The 11,801-nt window shown below is 30.0% G+C and carries 15 protein-coding genes and 3 pseudogenes; 17 read left to right on the top strand and 1 reads right to left on the bottom strand.

Going from position 1 to position 11,801, the window contains the following annotated elements; all coding sequences use genetic code 11:
• Positions 1 to 5: 5 nt before the first annotated feature.
• The 11 genes and pseudogenes from JVV30_RS13525 (at position 6) to JVV30_RS01985 (ending at position 4,709) form a co-directional block, all read left to right on the top strand.
• Positions 6 to 147 (top strand): annotated as a pseudogene (locus JVV30_RS13525) (hypothetical protein).
• Positions 99 to 602 carry a head morphogenesis protein gene (locus JVV30_RS02025; protein ID WP_239469291.1) on the top strand — a complete coding sequence of 168 codons (504 nt, stop codon included), beginning with the start codon at positions 99 to 101 and terminating at the stop codon, positions 600 to 602. Before JVV30_RS13525 ends, JVV30_RS02025 begins: the two are co-directional and overlap by 49 nt.
• A 298-nt stretch (positions 603 to 900) precedes the next feature.
• Positions 901 to 1,119 (top strand): hypothetical protein, encoded by a 219-nt coding sequence (locus JVV30_RS02020; RefSeq protein WP_204193237.1) that lies wholly within the window; start codon positions 901 to 903, stop codon positions 1,117 to 1,119.
• 217 nt (positions 1,120 to 1,336) lie between these two features.
• Positions 1,337 to 1,528 carry a capsid assembly scaffolding protein Gp46 family protein gene (locus JVV30_RS13170; protein WP_239469290.1) on the top strand — a complete coding sequence of 64 codons (192 nt, stop codon included), beginning with the start codon at positions 1,337 to 1,339 and terminating at the stop codon, positions 1,526 to 1,528.
• A gap of 160 nt (positions 1,529 to 1,688) precedes the next feature.
• Complete coding sequence (locus JVV30_RS13165) at positions 1,689 to 2,108, top strand: hypothetical protein (protein ID WP_239469289.1); 420 nt, start codon at positions 1,689 to 1,691, stop codon at positions 2,106 to 2,108.
• Between the two features lie 161 nt (positions 2,109 to 2,269).
• A complete protein-coding gene (locus JVV30_RS02005; RefSeq protein WP_204193235.1) occupies positions 2,270 to 2,728 on the top strand; it encodes a DUF4355 domain-containing protein in 459 nt (152 codons plus the stop codon).
• Positions 2,686 to 2,969: pseudogene (locus JVV30_RS13460) on the top strand (minor capsid protein); the annotation flags it as partial. The gene JVV30_RS02005 and the pseudogene JVV30_RS13460, both read left to right, overlap by 43 nt.
• Positions 2,955 to 3,314: a phage head morphogenesis protein gene (locus tag JVV30_RS13455; protein WP_343283845.1), complete on the top strand. Its 360-nt coding sequence runs from the start codon at positions 2,955 to 2,957 to the stop codon at positions 3,312 to 3,314. The pseudogene JVV30_RS13460 and the gene JVV30_RS13455, both read left to right, overlap by 15 nt.
• A 49-nt stretch (positions 3,315 to 3,363) precedes the next feature.
• Positions 3,364 to 3,648, top strand: coding sequence for a hypothetical protein (locus tag JVV30_RS01990; protein WP_481906314.1), 285 nt, complete (start codon positions 3,364 to 3,366; stop codon positions 3,646 to 3,648).
• Between the two features lie 51 nt (positions 3,649 to 3,699).
• Positions 3,700 to 3,856 (top strand): annotated as a pseudogene (locus JVV30_RS13160) (hypothetical protein).
• Positions 3,857 to 4,430: 574 nt separating this feature from the next.
• The gene (locus tag JVV30_RS01985; RefSeq protein WP_070855559.1) at positions 4,431 to 4,709 is read left to right on the top strand and encodes a hypothetical protein; all 279 of its coding nucleotides are present in this window, start codon (positions 4,431 to 4,433) and stop codon (positions 4,707 to 4,709) included.
• 427 nt (positions 4,710 to 5,136) lie between these two features.
• Here the strand turns inward: JVV30_RS01985 and JVV30_RS01980 are convergent, their stop codons facing one another.
• A complete protein-coding gene (locus JVV30_RS01980; RefSeq protein WP_070855560.1) occupies positions 5,137 to 6,162 on the bottom strand; it encodes a threonine aldolase family protein in 1,026 nt (341 codons plus the stop codon).
• 209 nt (positions 6,163 to 6,371) lie between these two features.
• On the opposite strand from JVV30_RS01980, the gene JVV30_RS01975 reads away from it, so the two are divergent.
• From JVV30_RS01975 to JVV30_RS01950, 6 genes are all read left to right on the top strand, one after another.
• A complete protein-coding gene (locus JVV30_RS01975) occupies positions 6,372 to 6,566 on the top strand; it encodes a hypothetical protein (protein ID WP_070855561.1) in 195 nt (64 codons plus the stop codon).
• 55 nt (positions 6,567 to 6,621) lie between these two features.
• Positions 6,622 to 8,103 carry a cardiolipin synthase gene (gene cls, locus JVV30_RS01970; protein WP_204193230.1) on the top strand — a complete coding sequence of 494 codons (1,482 nt, stop codon included), beginning with the start codon at positions 6,622 to 6,624 and terminating at the stop codon, positions 8,101 to 8,103.
• A gap of 271 nt (positions 8,104 to 8,374) precedes the next feature.
• Complete coding sequence (locus JVV30_RS01965; RefSeq protein ID WP_204193228.1) at positions 8,375 to 9,226, top strand: ABC transporter ATP-binding protein; 852 nt, start codon at positions 8,375 to 8,377, stop codon at positions 9,224 to 9,226.
• An 18-nt stretch (positions 9,227 to 9,244) separates the two neighbouring features.
• Positions 9,245 to 9,982, top strand: a complete 738-nt coding sequence (locus tag JVV30_RS01960; RefSeq protein ID WP_070855564.1) for an ABC transporter permease — start codon at positions 9,245 to 9,247, stop codon at positions 9,980 to 9,982.
• Positions 9,983 to 11,080, top strand: a complete 1,098-nt coding sequence (locus tag JVV30_RS01955; RefSeq protein ID WP_070855565.1) for a sensor histidine kinase — start codon at positions 9,983 to 9,985, stop codon at positions 11,078 to 11,080. It abuts the gene before it with no gap.
• A complete protein-coding gene (locus JVV30_RS01950) occupies positions 11,077 to 11,679 on the top strand; it encodes a response regulator transcription factor (protein ID WP_053029378.1) in 603 nt (200 codons plus the stop codon). Before JVV30_RS01955 ends, JVV30_RS01950 begins: the two co-directional genes overlap by 4 nt.
• The last annotated feature ends 122 nt before the right edge of the window (positions 11,680 to 11,801 follow it).

Genomic DNA, 11,801 nt, shown 5'->3' with positions numbered 1-11,801 from the left:
CTTAAATTGACAACTCAACATGTCCAAAACGTGCTGATGACGATATAAAAGCAAGTATTGAATGAAAAGTCGACAGACTATAAACGGAGGTATATCTCATGGAAAACAACCAAAGTAATATTACTAATCAAGCAATTGATAAAGTAAGGTATATTGATATTCCTACACATACAAAAGAAGATAATAAATTTATACAAGAACAACATAAAGCACTTCTAAAAGATGCCGAAGAAAACAATGATAGCAATGAAGTTGCATATTTATTAAAAGATGGCAAAGTTATAAAAGTATTTGGCAATGAAAATAGTGTTTCATTTTTGCCAGGTGAAAAGTCAACAGAATTATTGATTAATAGTAAACCTAGTTCAATAACTATGTTACATAATCATCCAGGCCAGTCAGGTTTTTCTTTGCATGATTTAACTATGTTTATAAAATTCGATTCTATTAAAACCATGACTATAGTGCCTAATGGCGGACAAATAAAATGTCTATCTAAAAGTAATGGTTACTCTAAAATAAAAATCTTTAAAATTTTTAAGGAAACATTCTTAAATATGGAAGAGGTTAAATTAGAAAAGAGAGATATTGATATTTTTTAAAAAAATATATATAATTTAGGCATCTTAAGCAAAAGGTAGTGGTAATTTATGGTAGTATACCAACTTGATGGACAAGGAACAGTTGATGAAATAATAAAAGATATTGAAAATGATATTAAATTAAAAGAAAAAAATTAGTAGCATCCTTTCCACCCATATAAATAGAAAGTGGTGCTATTTTTATACACTTTTTTAACCTTCTAAGGAAGGTTATTTTTTATGTCCAAAACGTGCTGATGACGTTATAAAAGCAAGTATGGAATGTAAAGTCGACAGACTAAAAACGGAGGTATATCTCGTGGAAGACAATCAAAGTAATATTACTGAAGAAGTAAAAAGCAATGAGAATTTAGAAACACCTAATGAACAAGCCCAACATAATGAGAAAACATATTCCCAAGAAGAAGTATCTCAAATAATTAAAGACCGTCTAGCTAGAGAAAGAAGAAAATCTGATGCAGTCTGGGACATAAATAATATAATAATGCTATCTAGCAAATTCGCAGTAGCTGACTGAACTGAGAAGGCGCTTAAATCAAGCTTTTCTCAGTTCTAGTCATCATTGCGGAGGTGGGCGGGGCCCCAACACAAAAAATCACGAAAGTGATTTTACAAGCTAAGCAAGTTGGGGTTACGACGAATTTAAAAGAATTCTGTCTCACTCCCATTCAAAAAGCTGAAAAACTGGCCAAGATGAATAAAGAGAAAAAAGTCAATATGAGATAGAAAAACTTTTGAAAGAGAATGAAGCATTAAAAGCTGAAAAGGCATTATCTCAAATGAGAAATGATACGCGTACAATGCTTAGTGAATCGGGTGTAGAAAATTTTGATGATCAAATCATTAATGTATTAGTGAACTCTGATGCTGAAACAACAAAGAAAAATGTTGAATCATTTACTAACTTACTGAATCAAATGGTTTAAAGTAACGTTGAGAAAGCATTACGATAAAATGCACCAATTAATACTCAAACAACTGGTATGACAAAGCAAGATAATTTGTCAATTAAAGACGATGTACAAAGGCAAAAGGCAATTGCACAAAATATAAATTTATTTTCTTAACTAAATGGAGGTTAAAAATATGGTAGCAGAAGAAAATGTGATTTTAAAAGAACAAGATATAATACTATTGCACCATGAGGCTCTTGAACATTACTTGACGAACAAGTACAATTATAGTTACGATATTACTCATTATAAAGTTAACTCCAAATATAACTATGAAACATTTATAAAAAGGAGTCTTAAAATGTTAAGTCTACATAAAGTTTTTGAAAACAAAGATTTTATAAAATACGAATATATTCCAGAATGCTTGATTGAAAATGGAACAGGTGAAATTGTTGTAAAAAAAACTAATAGTAAAGTTGAAAGTTTTAAATTATCTAACTTAGAATTAAAATTTAATAGCTTAAATTATCGTAATAAAGCTTTTATAGCTATTAAAGATTTTATTAAAGAAGATGATTTTCCTACTAATTATAAAATAGCTTGGTATTAATTTAGCATCCTTTCTACTTATATAAATAGAAAGTGGTGCTATTTTCATGCACTTTTTTAACCTTCTAAGGAAGGTTATTTTTTATGTCCAAAACGTGCTGATGACGTTATAAAGCAAGTATGGAATGAAAAGTCGACAGACTATAAACGGAGGTGTATCTCATGGAAAACAACCAAAGTAATATTACTGAAGAAGCAAAAAGCAATGAGAAATTAGAAACACCTAATGAACAAGCCCAACAAAATGAGAAAACATTTTCCCAAGAAGAAGTATCTCAAATGAATAAAGACCGTCTAGCTAGAGAAAGAAGAAAATCTGATGAGCGTATTAAAGACGCTAGTCAAGAAGCTGAAAAACTGGCCAAGATGAATAAAGACCAAAAAAGCCAATATGAGATAGAAAAACTTTTGAAAGAGAATGAAGCATTAAAAGCTGAAAAGGCATTATCTCAAATGAGAAATGAAACGCGTTCAATGCTTAGTGAATCAGGTGTAGAAAATTTTGATGATCAAATCATTAATGCATTAGTGAACTCTGATGCTGAAACAACAAAGAAAAATGTTGAATCATTTACTAACTTACTGAATCAGCACGTGTGCAGGCTGAATCACAGAAGCTAACTTATCTAAAAGAATTAGGTGAAGATGGCGAATATAAATATGTGGCCAAAATAGACAAAAAAACATCTAAAATATGTCACTCTTTAAATGGCAAAGTATTTAAAGTTAAAGATATAATACCTGGCATAAATGCTCCACCAATGTCCCTTGGTGCAGAAGTACTACAGTACCACATGTGGAAAACTGGTGGGATAAATTCTTTACTGAGCGTAAAGATAAGCATAAGATAGAAGATAAACAGAGTTTAATACGAAATACAGGAGCCTTAAACGACATCAATGACCCTTATCATTCAAAAAGAGATCAGCATGCAATAAATTATTATAAGTCAGTGTTAAATAGAAATAAAAAAAGAGAAATTGAAGTAATATCAAATAATACTGGATATAATCAAAAATTAATAGAAAGAGTTTATGAACATTTATTTGAAAACGTGTATGAATTAGGAAATAAAAGAGATAAATTTTTCCCGGACTTTAATATAGCTTTAAGTTGGCAACGTTTAAGGGAAGGAAAGAATATAAAAGAGCAGGATTTAATATTATTACGTCATGAAGCTCTTGAACACTATTTGATGAATAAGTAAAATTATTCATATACAAAAGCACATAATTATGTTGGGAAAAAGTATGATTATGCAAGTTTTATTAGTAAATGAGGTAAAACCTATGTTGATACTTAATAAAATAAATGAAGATGAGCGAATAATTAGTTATGAATATTTGCCACAAGATGATTTAAAAAAGGGGAAGGGAATAGTAACTTTGAATAAAAACAATTCAGAGGTTATTGATTTTATATTATCTAAAGATGAAATAAAAAATGATTATATGATATATAGAAACAAAGCATTTCAAGCAATTAGATATTTTATAAGCATAAATGAATTTCCAAGTGAATATTTAGTTGCATGGTATTGAAAATAGCATCCTTTCTACCAATATAAATAGAAAGTGGTGCTATTTTTATACATTTTTTTAACCTTTTACGGAAGGTTTTTTTTATGTCCAAAACGTGCTGATGATGTTATAAAAACAAGTATGGAATGAAAAGTCGACAGACTATAAACGGAGGTGTATCTCATGGAAAACAACCAAAGTAATATTATTTAAGAAACAAAAGCAATGAGAATTTAGAAAATAATGATGAACAAGTACAACAAAATGAGAAAACATTTTCCCAAGAAGAAGTATCTCAAATAAGAAATGAAACACGTTCATTGCTTTGTGAATCAAGTGGAGAAAATTTTGATGATCAAACCATAGACATTGTAAAAAACCTAATTTAATTGCTGAACTAAAATGTGCTTCAATATCTTGCAATAAAATTCAAATTACACTTATTTAATTATATTATAAAATTAATATAATATAATTAAATAAAAAAGTTGGTCTCGAAGTCTGAGAACTATCGACTCAAGTAAGACGTATGAAATAGTTAATAATTTATAAGGAGATGAATTTTATGAGTAGAGATATGAGAAGAAAGTTAACTTTTTATATTAATGTAGTTACTTTATTGTTAGCTATGGTTAATTTTTTTAAGAAATAAAAGGAGTGTTTAACAACATGAAATTCAACAGGGAGCAAATATCTCTATATTTAACTATAGGTATATTTATATTAGTATTACTGACTTTAATAACCAGCTTAATAAATTAACTTAAAACAATGAGTAATTTAAAATAGATGGAGTGAACAGTATGAGTAATATAACAATCCATATTGACGAAGATTTTATGCATAAATTGATTGAAGAGAACCTAGATAATATATTGCAAAATTATAAGAGACAATATGCTTCAGTAGGAATTAAAGATTTAGTAACTTTAACTGGATTAAGTAAATCAACGCTTCAAAATAAAATAGTCTGTGAACCTGAAATTGTCGAAGTAACTCGCCGGGTTGGATCTAGAGTAATTTATCTTTATCCACAAGTGCTTGAAGCTTATCAAAAAGTTATTAATAGAATAAGCGTATGATAAAGGGCAGTACTCTAAACTATAGGTGACTAATATAATAAAACAAGAGTCCGGGACAAAAATAATATAATGAAGCTATTTTGCAAATTCGCAGTAGCTGACTGAACTGAGAAGGCGCTTTAACAAAGCTTTTCTCAGTTCTAGTCATCCTTGCGGAGGTGGGACGACGAATTCAAAAGAATTCTGTCCCGCTCCCACTTAAAATTCAATGTTAACGTGGTAGTGAATGAGATTAACATGATTGCTTAAACTTTTATAAGGAGAATAAAAAGTGGAATTTAATATTAAAGTCACTATAGAAAAACGAGAACCATCTAAAAAAGAAAAAATTATAGCACTCTTTGGATTAATTGTAATTATAGCCGGTATTTATTATAAATTTCATTAAAAACAGGATTTCCTTTTAGGAAGTCCTGTTTCTCTATTATCAAATTAACTCTAATAACTTATCTACATTTTCTTCGGTAGTAGCCCAACTTGTCGCAAATCTAACAACACGATGATTATCGTCATATTTCTCCCAAATCGCGAACTTCACTTTTTGTTTCAACGCATTAATCTTTTCTTCACTAAGCACGAAGAATTGTTGATTGGTAGGTGAATCGAAGTAGAGTTGATAGCCTTTTTCAAGGAATCCTTTTTTCATTTTATTAGCCATATTGATGGCATGGCGGCTAATATCTAAGTATAAATTATTAGTGAATAATTCTAGAAATTGTACGCCTACTAAGCGACCTTTAGCAAGTAATGCACCATGTTGTTTGATTCGAGTGGTAAAGTGTTTTGGCTCATTATTTTTAGTAAATACGATGGCTTCACCACATAGCGCACCTATTTTAGTACCACCTATATAAAAGATGTCGCAATATTTAGCAATATCTTCAAATTTTATATCACTTTGATCACTCATTAAACCATAGCCTAAACGCGCACCATCCATAAATAAAGGTACATTATGTTCTTTACACACGTCAGCAAGATTTTTCAATTCCTCTTTAGTATATAAAGTACCGTATTCTGTAGGGTGTGAAATGTAGACCATTCCAGGAAAGACCATGTGTTCACGTTTGAAATCATTGTAAAATGTATCTAAATATTCATTCACTTCTTTTGGTCTGATTTTACCTTCATGTGATGGTATCGCTAACACTTTATGACCACTAAATTCAATCGCACCTCCCTCGTGTACGGCGACGTGACCAGTGTCGGCTGAAATTACACCTTCATACGGCTTTAATACTGAATTAATCACAACTTGATTGGTTTGTGTACCGCCAACTAAGAAACGTACAGTCGCTTCTGGACACTTAATGGCTGATTTAATTTTTTCTGCTGCTTGCTTTGAAAATTGATCATCACCATAACCAGAGGCCTGGATTAAATTGGTATCAAGTAATCGTTGTAATACGTTTTCATGTGCACCTTCAAGGTAGTCATTTTCAAAAGAAATCATATAATACCCCACAATCTAAATAGTTTAATTATTCTGAAAATTTAATAGAATGACTTTAGTATACAATAATTTAGCACTTATGTGAATTTAATATTTTAAATATAAAATTGTAAGCGTTTCAATTAAAAAGGTGAAGTCTAAATTTATTTGCGATTTAAATGTAAAAAGACTATGATTTAAACAAATAAGTTGAAATGGAGTGTTATAAAATGAACAAAATCAAATTTAAAAAAATTCAAGAAAAAACTTTGGATGAGCTAGAAAAAGAGATTAATATATTTCTTGAAAGTGATGAAGGTAGCCAATATGAAGTTTTGAATATTTCGATTGATAAAGTAGAAGAACGTAAATTCCCCAATAATGAAGAAGTACTTAACGCAATTATAATATTAAATGCCAAGTAATAAATTGATTGAATAGATAAATCCAAATTATGGAATTAAATAGGAGTATTATATTATGAAATTTATGTTCGGCCCAGATTTGGGGACGTTTTTTACGATTATATTAGCACTAGGGTTTGTGATAAATCTAATATTAGCGTTTATTATCATTTTTTTAGAAAGAAATAGACGTAGTGCATCATCAACATGGGCATGGCTCTTTGTATTATTTGTCTTACCATTAATCGGGTTTATACTCTATTTATTTTTTGGAAGAACAGTTTCAAAAAGGAAAATGGAGAAAAATAATGGTAAAGAATTGGATACATTTAAAGGTGTAGTAGATGAACAAGTTAAACAATTCGATGCATATCGTTATCAAACTCATAATCAGCAAGTATTGAAACATAGGGATCTTATTAGAATGTTATTAAACAAGCAAGATGCATTTCTAACAGAAGATAATCATATTGATTTATTTACGGATGGCCACAAGCTTTACGACAAAGTGATTGAAGATATTTATAATGCGAAAGACTACATTCATTTAGAATATTATACATTTGAACTTGATGGCTTAGGTCATCGTATAATAGATGCATTAGAAACAAAACTTAAAGAAGGTTTGGAAGTTAAAATATTATATGATGATGTGGGTTCTAAGAAAGTAAGAATGTCAAAATTTCATCATTTCCAATCACTAGGTGGCGAAGTTGAAGCCTTTTTTGCTTCTAAGTTTCCACTTATCAATTTTAGAATGAATAACCGGAATCATAGAAAGATTATAATTATTGATGGACAAGTAGGATACATCGGAGGATTTAATATTGGTGATGATTATTTAGGACTTGGTAAGTTAGGTTACTGGAGAGATACGCATATTCGTGTTGAAGGTAATGCCATCGATGCATTACAAATACGTTTCATTTTAGATTGGAATTCACAAGCGCATCGACCACAATTTGAATATGATGAGAAATATTTCCCTGCAAAGAATCAGCATAAAGGTAAATCAGCTATACAAATTGCTTCAAGTGGACCTGCTTTTGAGTTACATCAAATAGAGTACGGCTATACTAAAATGATTATGAGCGCCAAAAAATCTATCTATATGCAAAGTCCTTACTTTATTCCAGATCAATCCTATATCAATGCACTGAAAATGGCAGCGAATGCTGGCGTAGATGTACATTTAATGATTCCATGTAAACCAGATCATCCATTCGTATATTGGGCGACGTTTTCAAATGCTGCTGAACTATTAAATAGTGGTGTGAAAATTTATACGTATCAAAATGGTTTTATCCACTCTAAAGTTATGATAATTGATGATGAAATATGCAGTGTTGGTTCCGCTAACATGGACTATCGTAGTTTCGCATTAAATTTTGAAGTGAATGCATTTATCTATGATGAAAATATCGCCAAACAAATTAGAAATGCTTATGAAGAAGATATTAAAAAATCTAAATTATTAACATTAGACGCATATAATAAACGTTCACTTTCAATTAAAATAAAAGAAGATATAGCAAAATTAGTATCACCAATTTTATAGTATTCAGAATAAGAACATACACAAACTAATCTAATAAGATTACTTGTCGGTCATTGCCGGTTAAATGGAGAAGACATTTTGCTTCTCTATTAAATCTAATGGATTAAGTTATTTATGAGATTAAGCGACACTGAGTTGCTTAATCTTTTTTGCTATTTTGTCATCATTTTACTATGACAAATGTCATAGTAAAGTCATGACATTATGAACTAATTTCAGCTTCGATAAAAGAATAAGATAGATGTATAAATGATAAGGATGTGAGTTCGTAATGATAAATATCAACCAATTGAATAAATCGTTTGGCCTGAAGACTATATTAGATAACATTACTTTAAATATCGAAGAAGGAAAATGTACAGCTTTAATCGGGAAGAATGGCGCAGGCAAGTCAACATTAATAGATATACTAATTGGTCATAAACATGCGAATAGTGGATCAATTGAGGATACCTCAAACCTAATTTCGTCGAAGAATATGGGGATATTATTTCAAACTACACATTTGCCTAAGCTCATTAAAGTGAAAGAGTTATATCATTTATATGCACAATTATATCCAAATCCCATGACATTTGAAACGTTTCAAAGATTAACGCATTTTTCGGATGTCCAAATGAATCAATATGCTAATAAATTATCAGGAGGGCAAAGAAGAATATTAGATTTTGTACTCATTTTAATAGGAAAGCCTCAATTCTTAATATTAGATGAACCCACCACTTCAATGGATATTGAAACGAGAGAACATTTTTGGAATTTGATTAGTCATCTCAAACAAGATGGAATGACCATATTGTATACGTCTCATTATATTGAAGAAGTCGAAAGGATGGCTGACAAAGTTGTATATTTAGAGCACGGTAAGGTTAAACTTAATGATACACCGCATAATATCTTGTTTAGTCAAAATAATTCTATTATTGAAGTCATGAAATATACAGAAGACCAATATCATCAACTTTCAGAAATATACCATATAGATATTATGAATAATAATTTAAAAATACATTCAGAAAATGTTGAGTCAGTCATTATGAACTTAATTAAAATCCAAATAGATTTAAACCAAATTACAATTTATAAGAAATCTTTACTGGAACATATGTTTTCAAATGAATAAAGTGTGGTGCAATAGCTTATGTTAAAGACAATGACTTTACTCAATTTTGAATATAAATTATTGTTGCGACGTAAATTTTCGTCATTTATGGCATTTGTTTTTCCGCTTGCGTTCTACTTACTATTTACATCTTTAATTGATATGCCAGAAGATGCAAAAAAAGTTTTTTATAAAGAATATATGTATAGTATGACTGTATTTAGTTTAATGGGCTTCTGTTTAATGCAATTTCCATTAGAAATTATAGATGAAAGGAACAATGGATGGTATAAAAAAATAATATCTACACCCATCACTGTACTAAATTATTATTTAGCTAAAATACTTAAAACAATGACTTTATTTTTTATTTCAATTGTACTTTTATATAGTGTGGCCCATTTCTATAAAGGTGTATCACTTAAACCAAGTGAATGGCTCTTATCTGGTGTAACACTATGGTTAGGTGCTAGCATGTTTCTAACTTTAGGTTTAATTATTACGCAATTTAATGAAACACAGAAAGCGAGTAGTATAGCAAATTTACTTAATATTGTTTTAGCGATTATTGGCGGTTTATGGTTCCCAGTAAGTACGTTTCCAGATTGGATGCAAACCATTACTAAGTTAACACCAACGTATCATTTACGTCATTTGGCACTTGAACTAGGTAAAGGTCACGGCTTTAATCTTCAATCGTTCCTTATTTTAGGTATTTATAGCATTATTTTTTTAGGTATTGCATTATTAATTAATAAGAAGAAAGAGGTGGATTAAATGAAACGTAGTTTAGGCGCTAAAATGGGAGAAATTTCATCTTTAATTTACTTAATATTTCCTTATTATGGTTTATATTTAACGTGGAGACATGAAAGCTTTTTCATTAATCTTTGTATAGTCATCATTTTTACGATTGCATATGCAGGGTTAATTCTATTTCATGAAACATTGAGCCACCGAATGAACTTAATTTTGTTCATTATTCACTTTTTAGCGATTATCTATTTTGTATATGCATACAATCCGTCATTGAGCTTATTTTTCTTCTTCAGTGCTTTTGCAATACCATTTTTATTTAAAAAAGGGATTAAATCAATCGAATTTGTTTTATTAATAAGTTCAATGATTGCTTGTATCATCATCACAACTTTACATTCCAATCACTTATATGTTGTGAGTATTATTATATATTATATTGTTATTTTAGCGATATTGTTTGGTAATTTTAAAATTGTGAAAGAAAGACAATATCGTCAACAAATTGAGGAAAAGAATAAATATATTAATATTTTAATTGCTGAGAAAGAACGCAACAGAATCGGTCAAGATTTGCATGATACATTAGGTCATGTATTTGCAAGTTTAAGTGTGAAATCAGAGTTAGCAGCGAAACTGATTGATAAAGATCCTCAAGCCGCTAAGAAAGAAATTTTAAATATAAATGAAATGTCGAAAGAAACATTGGAGAAAGTAAGGCACATTATCGAAAATTTAAAAGTACAAAGTTTTGAAGAGGAAATTCAATCAATAGCGCAAATATTACAGGATGCGAATATTCACTTTCATTTTGAAAATAAAAGAGGCGCGAGTTCTCTTAATCCAACTAAACAAACCATATTATCTATGATACTTAGAGAAGCAGTTAACAATGTGATTAAGCATGCACAAGCCACTGAAATTAACGGGAAAATAGAAAGTAATGACATAGGTATTCAATTCACCATCAGTGATAATGGTATAGGTTTGAAACAACCTAATAAAGTGAATTTAAAAAGTATTAATGATAGGGTAGCGTTATTAAACGGTACTATTCATATCACTTCTAAACAGGGTACGACCATCGATATAATGATTCCGAGAGAAGGTATACAATGATTTCAATCGTGATTGCAGAAGATCAAAATATGTTACGTAAAGCAATGATACAATTAATTGAATTTCATGATGATTTAAAAGTAATCAATGATTTTGATAATGGTGTTGATGCATTGGAATGCATTACGCATAATCAGCCCGACATCGCTATTCTCGATATTGAAATACCAGGGATGACAGGCTTAGAGGTATTGTCGCAATTAAGAGAACACAAAGTTAAAACAAAGGTAATTATTGTTACGACTTTCAAAAGGCCTGGTTATTTCGAAAGAGCAGTTGCGAATGATGTCGACGCATATGTCTTAAAAGAACGCTCAGTCGACGATTTAGTTACCACCATTCACAAAGTTTTAAATGGCGAAAAAGAATATAGTACATCTTTAATGACATCTTTATTTAAAGAGGCCAATCCTCTAACGCATAAAGAGCAAGTAGTACTACGTGAGATTGGAGAAGGGTTAAGTAATAAAGAAATTGCAGATAAGCTTTATCTTTCAAATGGGACAGTAAGAAATTATATGTCTAACATTATTGATAAGCTCGAAGCGGAGAATCGTTTTGATGCTTGGAAAAAAGCGAACGATAAAGGTTGGATATAGTATTGGATTAATTTCATCAAATAGACTGCATAAAAGTGCAGAACATAAAACTTTGTTTAGGTTACTATACTTCAGTAACCGAAAACAGATGATTTTATGTTCTGCATTTTGTTTACAAATAA

This window comes from Staphylococcus sp. GDY8P47P, assembly GCF_016892225.1.
Lineage (GTDB): Bacteria > Bacillota > Bacilli > Staphylococcales > Staphylococcaceae > Staphylococcus > Staphylococcus borealis.
Note: the sequence above shows the minus strand (reverse complement) of the source record. Positions and strands in the feature narration are given on the sequence as shown.